Source organism: Novipirellula methanifontis, assembly GCF_052161655.1.
Classification (GTDB): Bacteria; Planctomycetota; Planctomycetia; order Pirellulales; family Pirellulaceae; genus Novipirellula.
Window position 1 is genome coordinate 1,306,142 of record NZ_CP197418.1, and the last position, 23,268, is coordinate 1,329,409.

Below are 23,268 nucleotides of genomic sequence, written 5' to 3' on the forward strand. Positions count from 1 at the left end.
GCCCTGGGCTGGAAGCCTATCCCACACCAACCTACACCGAGGCGGTTTCCATTCGCTGGGCGAGGTAGCTTCGCAATTTGTCCAGGTCGGCTGCGAATCCGCGGATGCCTTCGGCCAACTTTTCAGTCGCCATGGCGTCTTCGTTTAGCATCCAACGGAATGTCGCTTCGTTCATCTCGATTTTTTCGATGTCCATCTTCGCCGCCGCGTCCGCGTCCAATGCCTTAGGAACGTCGGCATCAATATCGGCAAGCTGGCCGAGCAAATCGGGCGAGATCGTCAACAAGTCGCTGCCGCAAAGCGCCATCACTTGTTCCTTGGTGCGGAAACTCGCTCCCATTACCTCGGTCTTGTAACCGTGCTTTTTGTAGTAGTTGAAAATCGTCGTGACCGATTCCACACCAGGATCTTCGGACACAGCAATCGAATCGACACCTCGTTTGTTCTTGTACCAGTCGTAGATGCGACCTACAAACGGGCTGATCAAAGTCACCCCGGCTTCGGCACATGCGATCGCTTGACCGAATCCGAACAGCAAAGTCAGGTTGCAGTGAATGCCCTCTTTCTCGAGTTGCTCCGCGGCGCGGACGCCTTCCCATGTGCTCGCCATCTTGATCAGGATGCGGTCCTTCGAAATTCCTGCTTCTTTGTACAATTCGATCAGTTCACGCGCTTTGTTGATCGTCCCTTCGGTATCGAAGCTCAGACGTGCGTCGACTTCGGTCGAAACGCGGCCTGGGATCAGTTCCAAAATGCGGCAACCGAACGTGACCGACAATTTGTCGATGATGGCATCCAGCAGACCTTCTTCGCTGTTTGACTTGGATTGGCCGTAGGCAATCGCTTCATCGACCAAGGATTGGTATTGTGGCATCTGAGCCGCTTTGTACAGCAACGACGGATTCGTCGTCGCGTCTTGCGGTTTGTGCTTGGCGATCGCATCAATATCGCCAGTGTCAGCAACCACGACGGTGTGTTTTTTTAGTTGATCTAACGAACTCATGGGTCGGCCCTGATTGGGATTGTGAGGTGAAATGTTTTTTGCATTCTAGCAGATTGGGGGGCCCCCTGAGAATCATGCTTGGAAACATGCAAACGATGTTGCCAAGTTTCATCAGGGCTATGCGATCCGCAGGCGCAAGAAATGCAGTAGGGGAACGGAGGTATAGGGCAGAGTCTGTGGAATAACCCACAGGTTTCCTTGGAAAAATCATTAGGGTGTCTAAACGCGAACCATGACTAATCTCGTTTTCTGGAACCGCGGCTCTGGCAAGGCTGAGCAAGTCGAACGGCTTCGCAAGGCATTGCCGTCCGCAACGACCACGTGGGTGCAGATGACCCGTGACGTCAATCTGCGGGAAACGATCCAAAAGGAACTCGAATGTGAGTGCGACATCGTGTTCGCCGCAGGCGGCGATGGCACCGTCAATGCCGTCGTCAACGCGTTGATGGAAATTGACAGTGCTCGCCGCCCCAGTATGGCGGTCATTCCGCTGGGAACCGCCAATGACTTTGCCGGTACGCTCGCCATTCCGGATGAAATCGAAGAGGCGGTCGCGTTGTTCCGCGATAGCCAGCCGATTCCGATGGATGTGGTCCGAATCACCGGCAGCGGATTCGAGCGTTACTACGCTAATGTCGCGGCGGGCGGCAATTGCGTCCGCGTTTCCGAAGAATTGACCGACGACATCAAATCACGCTGGGGTGCGTTCAGTTATTTGCGTGGTGCCGTCGGCGTGTTGGCGGATATGAAAAGCTTTCGCGTCAATGCGGAAATGGATGGCCAGCGGATTGGTGATTTTAATAGTTGGGCCGTGCTCGTTGCTAATGGAAAAACGAACGCAGGACGCATCGAAGTGGCTCCCGCAGCCTCGCCGGTCGATGGATTGCTCGACGTGGTGCTGATCAAAGACGGCGATGTGATGGACATGGTAGAAATTGTCGCTGGCAATCTGCTAGGCAATTTTCTCGAATGCGAACAAGTTATCTACCGACAAGCCCGTCGGCTGAAACTTTACTCCGATCCGCCGATGCGATTCACGCTCGATGGCGAAGTAGTGGATGAGGAACCGGTCGAGTTCGAATGTGTCCCGGGCGCCATTCGGATGTTTGTTGGCCCAGAGTTTGGGTTGGCGTAAAACGAAATCAGGCCTGGTTTTTCATCAGGCCTGATTCTGATTGGGCAGTTGTGGCTATGAGAGCCTTGGCGGATGACAGGCTAGAAGCCTTCCCACATCAATCGTTGCCGATCGCACTGCCAATCGCGGCACCAATGTTACCCGCACGCTGTCCACCGATGGCATCCCCGATCGCACCGCCAATGGTTGCGCCTCGCTGCTGTGACGGAGTTCCGTAGTAGCCGTTTCCGTACACATTGTTTCCGTAATACGAGCCGTTTCCGTAGTACGAGCCATTGTTGTAGTAACCTCCGTTATTGGTCGGGCTATACGATTGATACGGCAGTGAATTGCTGCCGCGATAGCCACTGCTATATCGCTGGTTCGGCGCATAATACTGAGGCGTCGATTGCCGGTAGTTATACGATGGGACCGAGTACGAATAGGGCTGGTTATACGATTGACTCGGATAACGCTGTGCCGAATACGACGGTTGAGAGTACGTCGGATATCCACGTTGGTAGTAAGATCCCGAGTTGCCGTATTGAACAACGATTTGAGCATCCGCCGTGGTGGGGTCGGCGGTCCACGTGATCGTAGCAACCACGGCAGCGAGACTAAGGTATCGAAGGGCAATCATTATAGAGTTCCTTTAAGGGGCGATTGAATGGTTGATTTACTGAAACAAGCGGTTGGATCGGATCTGTTGCCAAGCCGTTTGTTGGCGACGCGAGTTGAAGTACAGCGTGGTGGCCAGTACGCCTAGCCCGAAGCCGATCGCAAGGTTGGTGAGCGAAGTTTTAACGGGCAATTCGTCCATTTCGTACTGCACCCGCTCGACCGCAGAATGCACCGAATTGCTGACTTGTTCTCCAGCACGATGAGCTTGGTCGACGAACGATCGAAGCGGCGACTCGCTGGTCGGAGCAAATTCGGTGATAACCGATTCAATTTCGTCCCGCTGAGTTTCCACTCGCGAGGCGACAAATTCGGTCAAACCATCCACCGATCGATCGCACTGTTTTAGTTCGTCTTGATTGATTTGCGGCCAACGGATGTTGATCGCGGTGAAAACTTGTTCCCACGGGTCGGTGGTGGATTGTGCGTTCGATTCCGAATTGGTTAGTCGGTTATTTGAAGTTGCTGTATGGGTTGACATTATTTGCGTCCCTGTTGCTGGTATTGGGCTGGGAGGCGTGCGGGTCGGAAGTCGACCAAACGCCACGTATTCCCGCTGTACCCAACCTGTACGACGCAATTGCTGTGCCTAACCCAACAAACGCAATTCACTTATTCCTTTCGCGTATATACCTGCGGATACTTGAACGTCGGTTCCCCGTCGGGGCAGAGATAGACGAACCGTTCCGACAGTTTTCGCTTTACACCTGGCTTGGCATCCATCAGCGTGACGCTTAGTTCCACTGGGGCATCCTCGGTAGGTCGCACGAGAAGATGAGCGATCCAGTCGCCTGTGTCGGTGCGGTTTGCGGATGCCGAAACAACTTCGCCGCGAATGGTTGCAACATCGACGTTGACGGTTTTCTTCTTTCGCGTCGCAATCGCTTCTCCGGCAAAACGGATATCCATGGCGATGAATCCGTCTTGCCGCTGCACATCAAAATAGGTCGCCCGCGCAACCTCGGTTTGGTCACTGCGATCGCCGGGGAAGAAGGAAACTTGGTAACTCAGTTCCAATGGCGTATCGAGCGTCGGCTTTGCATCTGGAATCCAGTAGGCGGCGATGTTGTCGATCCCTTCGTGGGCTCCCGGCAATTCGAGTAATTCGACGACGCCATTTTCCCATCCTCGTTTTGGACGTACCCAAACGCTGGGTCGTTTGTGGTATTGAGCGTTATGGTCGTCAAAGTGATAGAAAGCTCGGTTGCGCTGCAATACACCGAACCCTTTCAATTTGTCAACGCGGAACTGACTGACCGAAGGATAGCTTTGACGAGCAAACGCACGCCATATCCATCCTTCGTCCTCGGTTTGAATCAGCAGTCCGTCTGAATCGTGGACGGCAGGACGATTGTCCAGTGGCGGCCCCATCAACCCATCGCCCCACATCCACATGCTGGTCAGCGGTGCCAAACCGATCTTTTCCGGCAGCGAACGAAAGTGCAACGAGCATTGGACATCAACAATGGTTTCCGTCGTGCCGGGTGTCAGCGTGAATTGGTAGGCGCCACTCGCCGAAGGGCTGTCCATTAACGCCAAGATCGAGAGTTCTTCATCACTCGTCTTGGGACTCTGGACCCAAAACGATTTGAAAAACGGAAACTCTTCGTCGCGATTGAGCGCAACATCAATTGCCAGTCCGCGAGCTGAGGTGCCGTAGAGCGTGTCGGCGCTTCGCCCACGAAAGTAGCTCGAACCGAGGAACGTCAACATCTCTTGTCCATCGCTTTGGCCTGGAAAGCGGCCTGCGATCTTGATGCCCGCGTGTCCCGAATCGCGAACCACTTTTTCCGCAATCGGCGTTCGGTAGTGAAAGTTATTTGAGGAAAAAGGGATTTCTCGTGTGACCCCTTTTTCGGTGGTGTACAGCGAAACGCGATCGCGTTGCACAAAGCCGCGATGAAACGTCTCGAGCCAAAACGGAAGTCCGTCTTTCCACCACACCGCCTTCTCGGGCCGGAAGCTGATATCGCGATATTGTTCGTAGCTCATTTGAGAGAGCGCCGCAGGCGGTTCAGCACGCGGCTGGAATTCTGCCTTGGCGGTCGCCGCGGCCAACGTCTTTAGTTCCGCAAAGCTGCTGATCTGCTTACCTGGATTCGCTGCCTGACTTTGTACTGGATTTACACGAAGTCGTGATGATTCAGCCGAGGTGGTGCCATCGAAAAAAGCAAACAGCAGCGTTAATGCTGTAAAGAGTCGCAACATAAGGAGAATCCCGTGGTGAAAAGAGTAAACCAAGCGGGATTGATCACGAAGCAACAAGTGTGCCGTTCAGCTTTTAGCGTGTCGCTAAGCGAAACCGGCTAGCTTGAGTGCTCGATTCGCTGCAGGATGTCGCATGAACGCGTCCCACACGCCACCGGTCAACAAGTTTTCAGCCATCACCAGCGTGATACCGGTGTCGATCCCAATCACGTCACGGCCAACCCACTGAGTCGCCGGGTTGTAGGCGTTCACGAAACCATAGCGAGAGTAGACTTTGTCGCCGAAGTGCTGTTTTTGATAACGAAGTGTGCGGAGGGCTTCGTTGGGAACGATCGCCAATCCACCCGCCGCAGCACTGGGAACAATCGTGCCATCGATATCACGGTCGGGTTCGCAGCGGCCGTTTTCATAGGGGCCACCCCAATCGCGATACCCACTGGCGCTATCGCTGCTGGTCAACCCCCACATGTCGCTGCCGTAATGTCGCATCTGCGCTGGATAGCGGTTGCCCAGTTCAGTCATGAACGCGATTTGAGCATGGTGAGCTCGGACGGAATTGTCCCAATAACTTCGTCCGCTGGCAGATCGGACGTTGCGAAAATCGAAAAACGCCATCGGATATTGGTGCACAAACAGCGGTGGATAGCTGATGAAGTCTTCACCGTTATGTTGCAATACGGGCGAGCGTCGCCACGCTTGCCAGCATCGCGGTGGGATGGGCGAGTTCGGTGCCCCAATAGCCAACAGCACCAGCACGATCAGCTCACTGAAACTGTCCCATTGATGCGAGATCATGCCCGATTCCGGCGTCCATCCCATATGTAGCATATCGTTCGCGCCGAGCATCCACTGCCAATCCACTCGGCGGTAAAGTTCGTCGGCCATGTGGACAATTTCCAAATCATCCGAAAACGTAGTCGCTGCGGTCATTGCACCGGTTATCAGCAAGGCTGTATCGATCGACGAGGCTTCGGCCCCTGGGGATCGCTTGCCGCTGGCGGCATCAAAGAAGTGATAGACAAATCCTTCTTTGTGACTGGCCAACGTCAGCAACGAATGCAGCAATTGCCGAGTCCGATCGGCCGCATGTTCGCGAGGGACCCACTCGTTTCGGGCGGCCACACTGTGGGCCGTTAGTCCAAATCCACACGCCGCCGAGCTGGCGTGATCACTGAACCACGATCCATCGGTAGCCCCGCGGTCCGAAATGAACCCCGTCTTAGGATGGGCTGCGTCGACGAAAAATTGATAGCAACGTTGTTGCAAATCAAGCAGAAAGCTGTGGTCGTTTTGTTCCATCGCCGCAGGTTCTTGCCGAAGGGAGGAAACGAGTAGAGATTCGACGGCATTTGCCTTTGAAAGCAAATTTGAGGGAGCCATTGAAAGCGACAGTCCCGTCGCCAAAAAGGTGCGTCGCTTCATTGCGAGCCTGTTTGTGGGGGGGAGGGAGCGGGGTTGGAGTTTCGTTGCCTCGGGATGACGCAACGTCGGAAAACGCCAAAAGCCTATGACACAGGCGGTCTGCTTTACTGCCAAGCAACCGATTGGTCGCAAATTGAGCAGCAAACCGTGGGGCGTCAGGTGACTCTGACGATTCGGATGACATTACCGGAGCCAACGGAAACTTCACAATCGAAATGCTAAATAATCTTTCCTACGGCGTTAATGGCAAAATGTTCCCGCACAGGGTTTCTATGTGAACCTCGCCCCCCTTGGTAAAGGCGTGGCCTCTTTAATCCCACACCGGCGGCAGGCGGTCAAAGATTTCGTGACTGCGTGGAAGATGTTGTGGCACAACGTTTGTACTTACATCGAAATCGTAGGGACGACGGAGTGGTTTCCGCTCAACTCATCTGCTTTTCCAAGGATCAATTTCATGTCCGTTTCGCAAACTGCGTTTTCGCATAATTACACGGGTGCTTCGTTTAGCACGCCTAGCGTTCTAACCTATCCATCCGATCTGGATCGTTCGCGTCAACAAGTGAAATCCTACTTACAAAAGTGTGGTGTTTCAGGCGAGCGAGCAACGGCTGAAAGTGATCGAATTGTGAGGCAGGCAGCGACCCAAGTCGCGTCGCAATCCGCTTCAGGACAATCGGCCGATCTCACTCGGGCTTCGATGATATTGGCGATCGAAGAATTGACTAGGATGCCTTCACCATCACAGTCGACTCGCGAGGTAATCCCCGCGTCGATCGATCGTCCGATGTGGAACGCGAGTCCCGTTCGCCGTGCAGCGCCACTGCGAATGGAGTGGTGGGTGGGGCAGCTTTTAGGCGGCAACCGAACGGCGATCCTGAAGGGACGTCGGCGGTACGCTGGACAGCAGAACTAACGAATGCTCTTGAGCATTGTGCAGTTCAAAACGAGTCATTCGACAAAATGTTCTGAGCTGACGGCGCTAGCCACGGGCCTTACTGTTTGATAACGATTGCGTCGGGGCCCGCGGCTAGTGCCGTCGGCTCACAGCATGGCCGATATTTCACTGGCGTAGACCGAGCAACCTGCTTCGCGGTTGGCGGCGCGAGCACCCATTCCTTTTCTTGTTTTTAAAAAGTCCGAACATGATGAACGAGGCTACCGTTATGCAAAGTCCGACTCAAAATTCGATTCCGCACGATCCCGCACGCACAACGAAATGGATTCGTCGAGTTGTGTTTGTCTGGACGTTGATTGGAACGGCGATCGCCACCGCGACCTATTATTGGGTGATCGCAGGTGGAAACCAGCTGAACCTGTTTGAGCTGCTTAGCTTGCCGCTCTTCGCGTTGCTGTTTGGCTGGATTGTGTTTTCGTTTTCGCTAGCGTCGCTGGGGTTTGTCAGTTTGTGGCGTCGCTCGCCCTGCGATGTATCACCGTCCGCGGACGAGTCGATTCCGTCGGGCGATGATCGCTTCTCGGCTCGTACGGCGATCCTGATGCCGGTTTACAACGAGTCGCCTCATCGTGTGTTCGCAGGGATCGAAGCGATGCTTGCGTCGCTCAAATCGATCGATGCCGTTGGCCAGTTCGACTTTTATGTTCTGAGCGATTCGACCGACCACGAGATTTGGCTTCAAGAGGAGCGAGCTTGGTCGGAATTGTTGCAAAAGCACGGCGAGGATGTGAATGTTTATTATCGTCATCGGGCCAAAAACATCGCACGGAAAGCGGGCAATATCGCCGACTTTTGTGGTCGTTGGGGCAGCCGATATCGGTACATGATCGTGCTGGACGCGGATAGTTTGGTCGACGCGTCAACGATGGTCGAATTGGTGCGGCGGATGGAAGCTGATGACGCGTTGGGGATCCTGCAAGTGCCACCGACTCCGGTGGGACGCAATTCGCTGTTCGCTCGGCTACAACAATTTTCCGCCCACGTGTATGGCCCCATCTTTGTCGCCGGTTTTGCCAAGTGGGCTGGCGACGAAGGCAACTATTGGGGGCACAATGCGATCATTCGCATCAAGCCGTTTCTGAGGTACTGCGGCCTTCCCGTGCTGCCGGGCAAGGCACCTCTCGGAGGCGAGATCCTCAGTCATGACTTCGTCGAAGCCGCGCTGATGCTGCGTGCCGGATGGAAAGTGCAGCTGGCGACCGATCTGGGCGGCAGTTTTGAAGAATGTCCAACCACGATCGCCGACTATGCTCAACGTGATCAACGATGGTGTCAAGGAAATCTTCAGCATCTGCAATTGTTGATCAGCGAAGGGTTTCGACCACTCAGCCGATTGCATTTTGCTTCGGGAGTGATGTCATACGTTGCCTCTCCGATCTGGATTCTGTTCACCGTACTGTGCGTGATCGGAACGATCCTCGATCGCATTGCAGATCCCGAGCCTCGGGGGCCGCAATTCGATTCCGGAGCCCTGATCCTGTTTGTTGTTTCAATGTCGCTGTTGTTATTGCCCAAGTTTTGGAGTTTGCTGATCGCGATCCGAAGCACGCAAAACGCAGAACTACTGGGCGGCCGTTTGCGGCTGGTCGCCAGCTTGATGATCGAGGTTGTGGCGTCGGTGTTATTGTCGCCGATCATGGCGATTTACCACAGTCGGTTTGTGCTGGCCACATTGCGAGGCACCAACGTCAAATGGTCTGCGCAGACGCGTGATGAACAGGGAGTCGCATGGCGTGACGCGGCCAAACGTTTTGGTTTTGTTACGGTGCTCAGCATCGGGGTGACGGTCGCGTTAGCGTTTTACGCTCCCGCGTTTCTGGTTTGGTTCTCGCCGTTGTTGGCCGGTTTGATCTTGTCGATTCCGATCGATGTAGCGATGGGAAGCCAATGGCTTGGTACCCAAATGCGTCAACAACGATTGTTGTTGATTCCTGAAGAGACATCACCCAGTCAGCTGAAGCGGGATCACGAGGATGCACTGACCCATTCTACAGCGACGCCCTTGTTCAGCGAGTCACTGTTTGAACAAGTCATTTTTGATCCCCAGTTCTTTTTGCTACATCGCCGCATTCAATTAGCCAGCGAAGCGAATATCGCGATGCCGACCAACCAGCGAAAAGCAATCGAAGCAGCGTGGAGTGCAAGCGGTATGGCGGGGATACCCGAAGAGTCACGTCCGGCGTTATTAGCGGATGCCGACACGCTGATGGCACTGCATCTAGAGTCACAATCAAAGTGACCGTGGCGTTTATTTGCACTCCCGCCACGATATCGACATTGTGCAGTTTTTGGTGGTTTGGTTGCCACAGTAAGCAGGTCGTTCGGTATATACCGGTGAAACGTCGGTCCTTTTGTGAGCCGACTGCGCTAGCCGCGGGGGGCGTCAATATTGCAGGAAACATGCCCGCGGCTAGCGCCGTCGGCTCAGATCATTATGTCGAATGACTTATATTGAATTGCTTTGCTACCGTCGCCAGACGGTGGAGGTAGGTCAACACTCCACGCTCTGGCGAGCGTAGCCACGGCAACAGGCTAGTCGCTTAGCAGAAGCAGCCGCGACCAACTCTAAACCACTTCTTGGGCTTGCAGCATCCAGAGGTGTTTTTCCAGCGGTGCACAGATGCCAATACACATATCTTCGCTGATCGGATCGAGATCGCCGAGCTTTTCGATCGCACTGCGCAGCGAATCGATCGTCGTTTTCATCGCGTCGGCTGACAACGTCACGGTCTCGCTGACCTTGACGAACTCGCGGGGGTAGGCGGCCAATTCGCTCGATTGAGCCACGGTGTCGGCCCGCCCGTCGGGTACAACGCCCAGTGTGCTGATGCGTTCAGCGATTTCGTCACTCGCGTCGCGAACCGTTGCGATGATCTCGTCCAATTGGAGATGGATGCTGCGGAAATTGGGGCCCACTACGTTCCAGTGAGCTTGCTTCAGCAGTAGAGCAAGATCGATCAGATTGACCAGGTTTTGCTGCAACAAGCCAGAAACTTTGTCGTTTTTCTTGTTGCTAAGAATGTCACGTTTGAAGACAGATTGAGTGTCAGTGGTCATGGTTACTTAGAGTCATTGTGGTTTGAATGGAACGCCTGATGGGGGCAATCCCCGTCGCTGGCGATTCACGACTGCGTGAATACCGTGACTTCAAAGCAAACTTTGGACCAAAGCGAGCATGACGACGATCACGCAAAGAGGCCGTGTGGTTGCGGCCAAATAATCCCCAGTTTTCCGAACCAATTTCTATAATTCGAATGAGCGGTGGATGCGGAATCACCAGACTGGACGGAAACCGCGCAGTGGACCAATAGCCTAGCGCGATCGATTCTTAGCCCTGTCGCTGCTGCTTCGCGAGATCCGCTTTACTCTTTTTCGCTTTCGATCGTTTTGCCAAGTCCGGGGACGGGGTCGCCTTGGTCTTTTTGCAGCGTGAAGAGCATTATCTTGCTCCCCTTAGGCGATTTGAATTCCGTCGGTCGCTCGCCACCTGGCAGTGCGTAACACAGGACCCAGCGGTTTTTGCCATCAAATTTGATGATGCCCGGTGCGGCCATCTTTTGAGTTTGTTCAGAGGCTCCATCCTGCTTATCCCGCGCGACTTCACTTGGTCGTGCCGTCTCCGGAACCGAAGTCATGGAGATGTGCATCGGGTCCTGCGAATCGTCGACGGTAAAGACCGCTTGAAACCGTTGTTGTTGGTCACGGTCGTAGGTCACGATTAAGTTGGCTGTCACCGACACGGTGCTGCCGTCAAGTTCATGTTTGGACAGCTCACGTCCTTGGTTGACGCCATCGACGATCTGCCATCGTCCCTGCATCCTCTCATTCGCCGTGTCACTGGATTTGTCATCGGCACTGGCGATTCCCGAAAAGGAGACGCCTAAGGCAATCGCGGCAGCCATCATCAGTGTGTAACGCATGGTTCTCTCGTTTTAGAAGAAACGGTGCTTTCAAGGTTTATTTAAACGCAGCGGTTTGACGCAACAAGAAGGCACGTCGCGGAAAAGCAAACTGCCACCGTGTTTAGGCCGACCGCCGCAAGTAGTCTTTTAATCGGTTTACTGAAACGCTTGGCTTTGCTGAGTTAGTTGCGGGTTTTGAATCGAGTTCCGCTCGTCGAATAGGAACGTCGCGTGGAGCCTCGATGGCGAGTTGGACGCGATTGCCCTTGGCCCTGGTAACGGTCAGAACAATGTCGTCGCCAAGTCGAATCGATTCACCTGATTTACGGCTAAGTACCAACATGATTTCATCCTTGAAGGTTTTGAGTCACAGTCATCCATTGAGAGTTGAGTGATAGAGCGAATTAGCACTTGGCGTGCCATGCACTGGTTTTCCCAACATTGGAATCGGTGTCACTTTCACGAATTGCCAGGTTTTATCACGTATTTGCGGTTTTTACTTTCAGTTCACCCGTCCCGATTGATGCGGTCATCCCTGGTTGTTCTGCCAAACTGGTTGATGCGGGATCAGTTTGGATCCCTCGCTGGTCACGCAGCAACGTTCAGTTGGTCGTTGTCGACGATGCTACCAAAGCACTCAACTTGATCTGCTTTCGCGCAACGACGGATTGTGCCCGAGCAGATGAGGCGTGTTTAGCTGCGAATTTTGAATCGTCGTTCTATGGATTTAGATGATCCGTAACGGTATGGCACACTAAATGCGTCTGCAGTTTTGACAGTGGCATGAAGCATTCATCGCCACTTTCACCACTTCAAAACTAAGGAGCTTACGATGTTAGGTTGGGCATTAACTTTTTTGGTCATTGCGTTGATTGCGGCCGCACTTGGTTTCGGCGTTGTCGCTGGAACGGCTGCGAGTATCGCGAAAATTTTGTTCGTTGTGTTCTTGGTGTTGTTCGTCATCAGCTTGGTGATGGGACGACGCGGCCCCGTCGCGTGATCGATGGCACAACCATTCCATTGCGTTATTGCGCCGTTGATTCGACGCAATGTTCAATTAATGCAAGGTTGAGCGAGGTGCGGCACCGTCGTGCTGCTTGACCTTGCGTCGGATGGAAAGCGGCGTTTGCGGGAGAGGCGATCATGGCTGAATGGTCTGACAAAGATAAGCGACAGTACGATCACATCAAAGAGAGCCAATTGGAACGCGGCAAGTCAGAAGACAATGCCGAAGAGGTTGCGGCGCGAACGGTGAATAAACAACGCCGTCAAGACGGTCGAACTCCGAACAAGACGACTCAAGGCACGGGGAACCCCAATACGCGTCTCGAGGAACGGACAGTCGACGAACTGCAAAATTTGGCTGCGGATTTGGGGATCTCGGGTCGCAGCAAGATGAACAAGGCAGACTTGATTGCCGCGATCCGAAAGCAGCGTTAGCTCCCTACCGTCTATTTCTATAACGCTGCACCGCTATAAATACAAATTCGGAGTAGCGAAACTTGCCAAGAGTTTCGGTCAGTATTGTCAACGCCGAAAGTCTTGGCGACTTTCGCTACGACCTCGATCGCGCTCTCGACCTCAGACGCAAACGCGAGCAAAGATCTGAACCGCGATTACGCGAAGTGAGCTTCGATGCCGAGCTATTTGAATGAATTGATTCAGCAGGTTCGTTTAGCTGATGCGTTGGACATCGGTATTGTGACGCTATTGATTTATGTTGGTCTGGTTTGGCTGCGACATCGGTCGACTCAGTCTCTGGGCGTTGTGATTGTGCTGTTCACCGCCCTCTATGTATTGGCGGGATGGTTGGAAATGTACTTGACCACGATGGTTTTCCAATACGGAATCATTGCGGTAATCTTTTCAATTATTGTGATTTTTCAGCAGGATATTCGCCATGGTATCGAGCGGCTTGTTTCGTCGCGGTGGTTGCGACAGGACAAACGTGATTCTGTTGACTCGGGCATCATTGATACGGTCGTCGAAACCGTCGCAGCGCTTGCTCGTGATCAGATCGGAGCGTTGATTGTGTTTCCCGGGCGCGAACCGCTGACCCGGCACATGCGTGGCGGGGTCATGGTGGATGCCGAGATCAGTGAACCGCTGTTGTTGAGCATTTTTCATCCTAAATCGCCGGGGCATGACGGAGCGGTACTGATCGAAGACTCACGGATTCGGCAACTCAGTCTACACCTGCCGTTGTCGTCGAATCTGATGAAAGTGCAAGGCAGTGGAACTCGCCACACCGCCGCGCTGGGGTTGTCGGAATGTTGTGACGCCTTGGTGGTGGTCGTTTCCGAAGAACGCGGAACGATCACGATCGCCCACAACGGTGAATTGACCGAAGTTGATCCGGCTGGGCTCGCGCAGCGGCTCGAGCAATTCTTAGCTAGTCAGACGGTGACGAGTGACTCGGGGGGCGGATGGGGGTGGGACCGCTGGCTGATGAGGCTTGCGGCGCTGTCACTGGCGATTTTACTTTGGTTTATGTTTGCTTTTCAAACCGCCACGCTGCAGCGAACGATCATTGTGCCGATCGAATATCGCAATTTGGCCGCAGATTGGGTGGTCGCGGAACCAAGGTCGAGTTATGCCGAAGTGACGTTGGTGGGATCGGACAAGGCTTTTCGGATTCTCGATGTTTCGACAATTACTGTTTCGCTCGAACTGGAGGATGTTCAACTGGGCATCCCCAAACGCCTGTCCACCGAGCGTGCCTTGACCAACATTCCGAGCGAATTGAGTGTTAACGAGATCGTACCTCGTTGGGTCAATGTGGTCGTTCGCCAAAAGTAATTAGCCGCTAACGGCTAATTCCGAAATGGATGCGATCAAGGTTTCGATGGAAGATTTGCATCCAAGCCATAGCTCACTTGCTCGCTCGCGATTCTCAGCACGCGTTGCATCGATGACAGGCTGAAGTTCTTTGACAGGGGATCCGGTTTCAAACGTACTAAGCAATCCTTTTAAGCTATGCCCCGTGGCAGAAGCTTCCTGTAATTGGCCGTCTTGAAGTTGAAGTTCCAGATTGCTGAGCATTTGCGGAGCATCCTCGCTGACCAGCATCGCCATGGTGATAAGCAAATCACTGTCACCCCCCAACCGCTTGATCGCTTCTTGGAATCGTTGTTGTTGTTCGGGAGTCAGCATTGCCTCATTCACTTACGGCATTTTTCGCCAATGAAGGGTGGAAGGGACCATTATAGTTCGCGGAGTTTGCTTTTCACGACCGCATCGCTGTTTTTAGAATCGGCGGATCAGCAAGCTGCATTCCGCATACCGCAAATTAAATTTTTATTGAGCTGCGGTGGTAAATCGATGCACCATTTGGGTCAGCAACTCGACGTTGATCGGCTTGCTCAGGTAATCGTTGCAGCCGCTTTCGATACAGCGGGTCATATCTCCCTGCATTGCATCTGCAGTCAGGGCGATGATCGGACCATTAAATCCGAGTTTGCGAAGTTGTTCGGCGGTTTGATATCCATCGAGTCGGGGCATCTGCATGTCCAGCAGGATTAGGTCATAGGATCGTCCTTGGCTGATCATCTCTTCGACCATTCGGATCGCGACTTCTCCGTCTTCGGCTTCGTTGACCTTCGCACCCGCTTTTTTCAGCAACGATTTGCTGAGAAAACGAATGTCGCGTCGGTCGTCGACCACCAAGACATGGCAGTTTAATTTGACGGGTTCTGATGGCGTCTCGTTAGGTTGTGGTTCGATCGTCAGTTTGGGCTGGATCATTTGTACATCAGCAATATCACCCGTGGCAATCTTCACAGTAAACTTGCTGCCTTTGCTCAATTCGCTCTCGACCGAGATTTCGCCGCCCAACATCTCGGTCAACCGTTTACTGATCGCCAACCCGAGTCCCGTGCCGCCAAACTCGCGATTGACGTTGCCATCTCCCTGCGAAAACGGTTGGAACAAACGTTGCTGTTGTTGCGTGCTCATCCCGATGCCTGTGTCAACAATCTCAAAGCAAAGCATTCCGTCCTCACGATGGTCGTCGACATAGCGGACGATAATTTTAACCATTCCCTCGGGGGTAAATTTGATCGCATTTCCGACCAAGTTGATCAGGACTTGTTTCAGACGTTTGGGATCGGAAGTGATTTCCGCAGGAATTTTTCCGTGATATTCAACATCAAGTTCAAGATTGCTCTCGGTCGCACGGACTTCCATGATCGAACGAACATCTTCGACCAAATGGTTCGGAGCGAACCGTTGTTGGCTGATTTCAAATTTGCCCGCTTCGATTTTTGACAGGTCGAGGATGTCGTTAATGATATCCAGCAAAAATCCACCGTTGTGCCGGATCGTGCGAACGTGCGATAGCGTCTCGTCATCATTGACCTTTTCGGCAATCAAGTCGGCATAGCCCAGGATCGCAGTCATTGGGGTGCGGATTTCGTGACTCATGTTCGCCAAAAAAGCACTCTTCGACTCGTTCGCTGCGACAGCCTGTTCACGTGCTTCTTTAAGGGACTGTTCGAACTCGTGCTGATTGGTGATGTCCAGCAGCGTGCCGATGATTTGAGATGGTCGCTTCTGGCCTTCGCTACCTTTGGTCCACAGCGTTTTGGTTTGCAAACGCACCCAACGAAGTTGACCGTCAAGACGAGTGATGCGAAGGTCCAGCGGTGTCATCAGTTTGCGACGCGCATGCGAAGCTTGCTGGAAATATTCCTGGTACGCAGCAACGTCGTCAGGATAGACAAACGAGGGCGTTTGGCTCATCTCGATCTGGAACGTGTGATCCTCGGGATAGCCGACGATTCGTTTGAACTCAGGCGAAAACATGACCTTTTGAGTGCGCAAATCGACGTGCAACATACCAAAACCGGCCGCTTTCGCTGCGACACCGAGACGTTGGGCGCTGAGCCGGATTTCTCGCTCATTTCGCTTTCGTTCGGTGATGTCCACGCCGCTAGGTACCACGAATGCGACCTCGCCTTTTTCGTTCCTTGCCGGGGCAATCCGAAATTGAACGGTGCGTTTGGAGCCGTCGGCGATCCAGTAATCCAGTTCCATTTCGAGGGTTTCGCCTTCGGCAGCTCGCTGGGCCGACTCGCGAATTGTGGCCTGGACCTTCGCCGATCGACGCCACCACGGACACTCCCAGAATTTCTTGCCAATGACTTGATCGCGCGTGTAGCCACATCCCACAGTGGCTGTTTCGTTGACTTCGCTGACGTTGCCTTCAAGATCGATGACGCCGACAAAGATCGAGGTGACATCGAAAATGCCCTGCAGTTTTGTATTGCTACTTTCGTAGTTTTCGAGTGCCAATTTGATCGCTTCTTCTGATTCACGCCGGGTTGTAATATCCAACTCGACTCCGATCATCTGAAGCGGTGAATCGCTGTCCTTGATCGAAAGATGGGCCAACGACATCACCCAGCGATAAGCCTTGGGCGAACGCCGGATGCGGTATTCACAACGATACGGTGTGCCCGTTTCCAAGCTATGACGCAGCGTCTGTTCGACGTGATTGCGTTCATCGGGATGGACTAGGTCTAGAAATTCAGTTAATCCCCCAATCGGTTTGGCGGACTCTAATCCCGATTGTTTTCCCAATTCGCCAGAGCGATAGAATTTGTCGGCATTGACGTGCCATTGCCAAAGTTTCAACTCCGCAGCACTGAGTGCCAAACGCAGACGCTCTTCGCTGGCGAGAATACGTCGCTCAGATTCCTTTTTGTCAGTTATGTCCCAGTTCAGACCATGGATCCGCGTGATATTTTCATGTTCATCACGAATGATCGTGCCGACCGCAGCCAACCAGATCACCTTGCCGTCGGGGCGAATGATTCGGAATTCGGTTTCGTAGTTGTCACCTTTCTCGGTCGCCTGTTTCCACACCGATTTGAGTGCAGGAAGGTCATCGGGATGAACACTTTGGAAGAATAGTTCCGACGATGGATCTTCTTGCCGCGGGATACCCAGAAGTTGAAAAAGCGAGTCTTCCCACACGCTCTTCTCTTCGCTCCATTCCCAGGCGGCCATCGCGCCCGCTTTGAGGGCCATCGAGATGCGGCGTTCGCTTTCGATTAATCGCATCTGCGCCGCATAGCGATCACTGATGTCAACGCCCGAAGGGATCAGGTATTCGATATTGCCATTGGCGGCCCGAACCGGAGCCATCATGAAATCGATCATCAACGGATCGCCTTCCTTGGAATACAATCCGACATCGAATCGCACGGTTTCACCCGCGAACGCGCGATTCATGGCGTCACGCATTTGATTGGCAACCACGTCATCGTAAGTCCACCACGGGCACTCGGCAAAGTGTTTGCCAATCACGTCCTCGCGAGTCAGTCCTGCGATGCTCATTGAACGATCGTCTACTTCCAATAACTTGCCATCAAGTCCGATGACACCGACAAGCCCCAGTTGGTTATTGATCACCCGACGCAGGTGAGCTTCGCGGTCGGCGAGCTCTAGTTCCCAACGTTTTCGCTCGGTAATGTCTCGGGAAACCGCGACCAAAAATTTAATTTGCTCCGATAGACCACGCACCGAGGTCACGATCACGTCCCACCACTTTGGCGTGCCGTTGGCGGTTGGGCAGAACGCTTGGAAACTGCCCGTCTCCCCCGCAATCGCGTCGCTTAGAGCTTGGCGTACGCTTGGCTGACTTTCTGCGGGCCACAACGATTCCCAGTGCTCGCCTCGGAACTTCTCGAAATCTGCAATTTCGAATGAGGCAATCCCAGCGGAGTTCATCGTCAACATGCGACCGTCCAAGTCGAGGACTTTGATACAGTCGGGACTGCTCTCGATGATCGTTCGATTGAATTCTTCGCTTTCACGTAGTGCGTCTTCGGCACGAGCACGTTCAAGACGTGCGTAAACACGTGTTGTAAACTCTTGTAAAAACTCCTTTTCATCCTCTTGCCATTGATGAGGTTCGCTCCGTATTGCTGACAAAACGAATTTCAAACGTCGGTCGCTGATGTAGGTTGCATTGAACATCGAACCGATTTGGAAGGAGCTAAAACGAGCAGCCAAGGCGACCGGACGTGACGGACTTTGGCAGTCATCAATAGCGATCGGATGGCCAGCTAAAAGAGTCGCTCGCTCTTGATCGTCATGAAAATCAGCGAGGCCATGAACTCCGGTTAGGCTAGGAAGATCTTCCTCCGTTACATATTCGTAAAACACGTCCGCCGTTTCGTCTTGCTCATCGATTTCAGCCAGCGTACATCGCGACAAATCCAAGTATTCGGTAATTCGCAAACAGGCTTGTTCGATGATCTCGTCGGCTGACAACGGGTTGACGAACGCGTATTGCAGATCCGCAAGAAATGCTAGGTTCAGCTCGCGTGTCTTGCGTTCGGTGACATCAACGGCAAAACCGGTGATTCGCAGCGCATTCCCATGCTCGTCTCGGTCCACGACGCCGTGGACCTGAGACCAAATGATTCGCCCATCGGTTCCGCGTATGCAGCGGCACTCGAATTCTTCTCGCTCCGAGTTCGAGTGCAGCACAGAGTCAATCACTTGTTGTACAACTGCGTGATCTTCGGGAATCACAATTTCGAGGAACCCCTCGGGCGTGCCCTTAAATTCGCTTTTGTCGTAGCCGTACATGGCATGCAGGCGATCGGACCATGTGATTTGTTTTTTGGGGATGTCCCAAACCCAACTGCCCATTCGGCCCGCATCCAGTGCCAACGAAAGCGTCCGCTCTCGTTGAATCATTTCGAGTTCCGTTTTCTTTCGTTCGCTGATGTCGCTTGCCACCGCAATGATCGACAACGGATTGCCTTGAGCATCACGCTCAATCACCCCCCGGCCATAGGTCCAAATGATGCGTTGGTCATCACCGCGGATGACACGGAATTCCATCTCAAATTCTTTGCAACGGCCGGTGAACGCGTCATCGTTTCGCTGCTGAACTAATTCGCGGTCCTCGGGATGGATGACTTGCATGAAGCCTTCCCGCGTGCCGACAAATTGTTCCTTGGTGTAGCCAAGTAACTCGTAGAGGTGATCAGACCAAGTGACCCGATCTTCGGAGATGTGCCACTGCCAAGAACCAAGACGGCCGGCGCGGAATGACAGTTCGAGACCTTCTTTTTGTCTGGCAACAACCCGCTCGGCCTCTTTGCGATCCGTCACATCGAGAAAAGTGACCACACAACCGATGGTCTCGCCTTCACGGATCATCGGGTAGGACCAATATTCGACATCAAGCGAAGTTCCGTCAGCACGCCAGAAGATATCGTCGTCGACATGGACCTGTGCACCGACACGGAATGCTTCGTAGATCGGGCACTCAATATTGTCACATCGGCTTCCATCGCGTCGCATATGGTGAATGAGTTCGTGCATTTGTTTGCCGACGAGATCTTCGGGATCGTCATACCCCAGCAATTTTGCACTCGACGCATTGGCGAACGTACAGACCCCCTCGGGGTTGATGCCGTAAATGCCTTCGGCAGTGGAGTTCAACAATGCAACGATTCGTTCATCCCGATCAAAGATTGTCTGTACAAATTGTTTATGCTCGGTGATGTCGCGAAGGTAGGCGGTAAAGAAAGGCGATCCGTCACGTGTTTTTGTGGCGTTGATTGCCAATTCAACAGGGAACTGCTCTCCATTGGCACGTTGGCCCGTCAGTTCGATTCGGTGTCCGATCACATTGGATTCACCCGATTTCAGATAGCGTTCCAATCCACGGTTGTGCGCTTCGCGGTATTGTTCGGGAATAATGGTTTCCGCGAGCAGTCGTCCCTTTACATCTTGTTGTTTGTAGCCAAATGTTTTTTCGGCAGCTGGATTGAAGTCGACGATCCGTCCATTGACGTCCATCGTAATAATCGAATCCAACGCCGAGGCTAGGATTGCGGACTTGCGAGCTTCCTCGTCACGCAGGTTGGCATCGGCTTGGGTGTGACGAATGAACTGTCCCAATTCGATGCCAACCGATTGCAACATCGACAAATACGGCTGTTCATATTGTCCCCGTCGTCTAGAGAAAATTTCGATCACGCCATAGAAATCAGTCCCCACAATAATCGGCATCGCCATTGCGTGAGTCAATCCGGCGGATGTGGCATGCTTGCGAGAAAAATTGCTGTCTTGTTCCAAGTTGTCAATCGATTGCGCAGTGAGTGATTCCCAAACCCGGCCGGGTAATCCCGAGCCTTTGGCGAATTGGAATTCCTGATTCCTTGCCGCAAACTGCTCCATCACGGTATCGTTGTTCCCCACCGAAATATCGGCACACTGAAGCACTTGATGATGAGCATCAGGCAGCCAAATCGCACACAAATCGGCACTTAACGTTTCGCGAATGGTCTTCATTACCAGCGGAACCACTGATGCAAATGAATCGGCATCGGCGAGCAGTCGGATCACTTGATGTTCGGTGGCCATCCGAATCGATGACTGTTTTTGCAGCGTGATGTCGATGAACGTTAAGATTGTTCCATCGGCTTTTTCGCCACGCATGTAGGGTAGAACGCGTCTCAAGAACCAGCGGCCATCGTTCGTTCGGACCTCATGTTCGATTCGGGCGTTTTCGTGTAGAAGTTCTTCGCTTTCCGGGATCGCAGGCATCTCGATGACGGTATGTGAGATGTCGCTTAGCGGGCGACCGATATCCGTGTTAATCAGACGATAGATCTGGGTCGCTGCGGGAGAGTACCAAATCGTGTGCTTATTCGCATCTAAACAGATGGTGGCTAACTGGGTGCTGCGGAACAGATTCTCGAGATCGCTATTGACATTTGCAACGGTGTCTCGGCTTAAGCGAATTTCCTCTCGTGATGTTTCGAGTTCTTCGTTCGCCGAGTGCAACTCTTCGTTCATCGACAATAGTTCTTCGTTAGACGATTTCAGCTCTTCGTTGGCGGCTTCCATGTCCTGCATCGTCAGTTCAAGATCACTGCGAGTGGACTCCAATTCGCTTTCAATCTGCAAGATGATTGCATCGGAATCGTGGTGAGTGTGGTTCGTAGGTTCTTGGATCGCGTCACGGTTAATCGGCAAGCCGATGTCGTGAAAGACGACGAGGAATAACGGAGCTTCTTCGCCTAAGCGAGGCATGGGTTGGACTGTCAACATGACTCGCTGCACTTGATCGCCTTCGCGTAGCGACAAGTTTTCATGCTGAACGCGGCGACTCGTCCTCTTAGCCTCTGCAATCGTCGCCCGTAAACCAATTTGCAAGCCACTTGCTGCCATCTTGACGATGTTATTTTCAAACGGCCCCGAGGTCAGGTTCAAATACTTTTTGATGTTGGGCGACGAGGTAAGCACTTTTCCTGAATTGTCAATCACCGCCGTTTTCGGGGTGAATTCATCCAACGCAATTCTTTGCATCATATCCGTCAAGTCGACGGAGGCGTCCGGTGTCGTTGCTTCTTGACGCTGCGATGTGGTTCGCGGCTGGAAGGAGGTGCTGGTTGCTGAACCAATCGCGGTTCCTTTGCGTTGTGAAATGCGTGATTTTGCATCGACCGCACGAAACAATTCTCCATGCGATGTGATACTCTCGCTCGGCCCTAGAAACAGATAGCCCGAAGGCCGCAGTGCATAATGAAACAGCGGAATCAGTTTTTTCTGTAGATGCGGTCCAAGATAGATCAATAGATTGCGACATGAGATCAGGTCTAGACGCGAAAACGGGGGATCGCTAATCAAATTGTGGTTTGAAAACAGGACGAGCTCACGAATCTCTTTTAATACATGATACTTTTTTCCTTGTTTGACAAAGAAACGTGTCAGCCGTTCAGGGCTGATCTGGTCTTCGACTCCAAGCGGGTACACGCCAGCACGTGCAATGGCGATCGAACGTTCGTCGATATCGGTGGCGAATATTTGTACCTTGGGAGACGATTGGATATTGTCCATTACTTCGCGGCATAGCATCGCCATCGTGTAGGCTTCCGCCCCGTTCGCGCATCCGGCAACCCAGATTCGCACATCGTCATTGGGGGCCCGATTTTCGAAGATCTTTGCTAGGACTTGACTACGCAAAACTTCAAAGGTCTCGGGGTCACGAAAGAACGCAGTGACGCCAATCAGCAGGTCACGGAATAATGCTTGAACCTCGTTCTCGTGTTGCTTCACATAGTCGATGTAGTCGGTCGCTGCCGCAATTTTTAGTAGTTGCATTCGCCGTTGAATACGGCGGCGGAGCGTGGTGGTTTTGTAATGCTGGAAATTGTGAGATGTCGATTTCATCAGCAATTCCGCTATCTGCGGAATCGCGGCTTCAATCTGCTCCTGAAAACGAACCGCCGAAGTCGAATCGACTTGATTCGCTAGGTGTAGAGCATATCGCTGTATCTCTGCGGCCATTTCACACGGAGGCATGATATGGTCCGCCACCCCCGTCGTCGCAGCACTGTTCGGCATCGAATCGTACTTGGCGGAATCGAGGTCTTGAGCGAAGGTCAGCCCTCCACGATCGCTGATCGCTTTTAAGCCCAACGTTCCATCGCTGCCGGTGCCCGACAAGATCACGCCAAGTCCGCGGTCCTGTTGGTCTTCGGCAATTGAATGGAAAAAGTGGTCAATCGTCGATGTGCGTCGAATTTCTTTCTGAGAATGCAGGACGCGAAGCTCGCCGCTGTGAAGTTCTATCAACTTCTGAGGCGGACTGATGTAAACCGTGTTGGCAACCAGTGGTGTTCGATCCGCGACGTCGATCACCTTCATCGACGTCGATTTCGAAACCAACTCGCCTAACAACGACTTGCTTTGAGGATCAAGGTGCTGAACAAAAACAACGGCGACACCGGGGCTGTCGCCCATGGCTGACAACAGTTCCTGAAAGGCTTCGAGACCGCCTGCGGACGCCCCCACGCCCACGATCAATGGTGCGTGGACGCCAACATGATTTTGGCCAAAACTTGTGTCTCGATTCATACGCCTGTTCCTTGCCAGCGACTAACAATTGCCGCCGCCCCGTCTGTGCTTTGCTGATCAAGATCATCGGTATGATCCCATTTGTGTTCGGCGACTC

At 53.0% G+C, this 23,268-nt stretch carries 16 protein-coding genes; 6 read left to right on the top strand and 10 right to left on the bottom strand.

What is annotated here, in order from left to right:
• Window positions 1-31 precede the first annotated feature (31 nt).
• Window positions 32-1,003 carry a transaldolase gene (gene tal / locus SH528x_RS04515; protein ID WP_442509335.1) on the bottom strand — a complete coding sequence of 324 codons (972 nt, stop codon included), beginning with the start codon at window positions 1,001-1,003 and terminating at the stop codon, window positions 32-34.
• A 232-nt stretch (window positions 1,004-1,235) separates the two neighbouring features.
• Between tal and SH528x_RS04520 the strand changes: the two genes are divergently transcribed.
• Window positions 1,236-2,138, top strand: a complete 903-nt coding sequence (locus SH528x_RS04520) for a diacylglycerol/lipid kinase family protein (RefSeq protein ID WP_442509336.1) — start codon at window positions 1,236-1,238, stop codon at window positions 2,136-2,138.
• Between the two features lie 97 nt (window positions 2,139-2,235).
• Here the strand turns inward: SH528x_RS04520 and SH528x_RS04525 are convergent, their stop codons facing one another.
• From SH528x_RS04525 to SH528x_RS04540, 4 genes are all read right to left on the bottom strand, one after another.
• Window positions 2,236-2,757, bottom strand: coding sequence for a hypothetical protein (locus SH528x_RS04525; protein WP_442509337.1), 522 nt, complete (start codon window positions 2,755-2,757; stop codon window positions 2,236-2,238).
• A 36-nt stretch (window positions 2,758-2,793) separates the two neighbouring features.
• Window positions 2,794-3,276, bottom strand: a complete 483-nt coding sequence (locus SH528x_RS04530; protein WP_442509338.1) for a hypothetical protein — start codon at window positions 3,274-3,276, stop codon at window positions 2,794-2,796.
• A 131-nt stretch (window positions 3,277-3,407) separates the two neighbouring features.
• On the bottom strand, window positions 3,408-5,003 hold the full coding sequence (locus tag SH528x_RS04535) for a glucan biosynthesis protein (RefSeq protein WP_442509339.1): 1,596 nt from the start codon (window positions 5,001-5,003) through the stop codon (window positions 3,408-3,410).
• Between the two features lie 84 nt (window positions 5,004-5,087).
• On the bottom strand, window positions 5,088-6,425 hold the full coding sequence (locus SH528x_RS04540; protein ID WP_442509340.1) for a glucoamylase family protein: 1,338 nt from the start codon (window positions 6,423-6,425) through the stop codon (window positions 5,088-5,090).
• A gap of 454 nt (window positions 6,426-6,879) precedes the next feature.
• On the opposite strand from SH528x_RS04540, the gene SH528x_RS04545 reads away from it, so the two are divergent.
• Together SH528x_RS04545 and mdoH are read left to right on the top strand one after the other, a co-directional pair.
• Window positions 6,880-7,338: a hypothetical protein gene (locus SH528x_RS04545; protein WP_442509341.1), complete on the top strand. Its 459-nt coding sequence runs from the start codon at window positions 6,880-6,882 to the stop codon at window positions 7,336-7,338.
• Window positions 7,339-7,567: 229 nt separating this feature from the next.
• Window positions 7,568-9,619: a glucans biosynthesis glucosyltransferase MdoH gene (gene mdoH, locus SH528x_RS04550; RefSeq protein ID WP_442509342.1), complete on the top strand. Its 2,052-nt coding sequence runs from the start codon at window positions 7,568-7,570 to the stop codon at window positions 9,617-9,619.
• A gap of 326 nt (window positions 9,620-9,945) precedes the next feature.
• Here mdoH and SH528x_RS04555 read toward each other — a convergent pair whose 3' ends face one another.
• From SH528x_RS04555 to SH528x_RS04565, 3 genes are all read right to left on the bottom strand, one after another.
• Window positions 9,946-10,437 carry a Dps family protein gene (locus SH528x_RS04555; protein WP_442509343.1) on the bottom strand — a complete coding sequence of 164 codons (492 nt, stop codon included), beginning with the start codon at window positions 10,435-10,437 and terminating at the stop codon, window positions 9,946-9,948.
• A gap of 305 nt (window positions 10,438-10,742) precedes the next feature.
• Window positions 10,743-11,300: a TIGR03067 domain-containing protein gene (locus SH528x_RS04560; RefSeq protein WP_442509344.1), complete on the bottom strand. Its 558-nt coding sequence runs from the start codon at window positions 11,298-11,300 to the stop codon at window positions 10,743-10,745.
• Between the two features lie 103 nt (window positions 11,301-11,403).
• Window positions 11,404-11,625: a carbon storage regulator gene (locus SH528x_RS04565; RefSeq protein ID WP_442509345.1), complete on the bottom strand. Its 222-nt coding sequence runs from the start codon at window positions 11,623-11,625 to the stop codon at window positions 11,404-11,406.
• Window positions 11,626-12,114: 489 nt separating this feature from the next.
• Here SH528x_RS04565 and SH528x_RS04570 point away from each other — a divergent pair, with 489 nt between their 5' ends.
• The 3 genes from SH528x_RS04570 (at window position 12,115) to SH528x_RS04580 (ending at window position 14,081) form a co-directional block, all read left to right on the top strand.
• Entirely contained in the window at window positions 12,115-12,282 is a 168-nt protein-coding gene (locus SH528x_RS04570; protein ID WP_339942516.1) for a DUF1328 domain-containing protein, read from the top strand.
• Between the two features lie 143 nt (window positions 12,283-12,425).
• Complete coding sequence (locus tag SH528x_RS04575; RefSeq protein WP_442509346.1) at window positions 12,426-12,722, top strand: Rho termination factor N-terminal domain-containing protein; 297 nt, start codon at window positions 12,426-12,428, stop codon at window positions 12,720-12,722.
• A gap of 195 nt (window positions 12,723-12,917) precedes the next feature.
• Complete coding sequence (locus SH528x_RS04580) at window positions 12,918-14,081, top strand: diadenylate cyclase (protein ID WP_442509347.1); 1,164 nt, start codon at window positions 12,918-12,920, stop codon at window positions 14,079-14,081.
• Here SH528x_RS04580 and SH528x_RS04585 read toward each other — a convergent pair whose 3' ends face one another.
• Both SH528x_RS04585 and SH528x_RS04590 read right to left on the bottom strand, forming a co-directional pair.
• Window positions 14,082-14,435 carry a hypothetical protein gene (locus SH528x_RS04585; RefSeq protein WP_442509348.1) on the bottom strand — a complete coding sequence of 118 codons (354 nt, stop codon included), beginning with the start codon at window positions 14,433-14,435 and terminating at the stop codon, window positions 14,082-14,084.
• A gap of 144 nt (window positions 14,436-14,579) precedes the next feature.
• Window positions 14,580-23,171, bottom strand: coding sequence for a PAS domain S-box protein (locus SH528x_RS04590; protein WP_442509349.1), 8,592 nt, complete (start codon window positions 23,169-23,171; stop codon window positions 14,580-14,582).
• Between the last annotated feature and the right edge of the window lie 97 nt (window positions 23,172-23,268).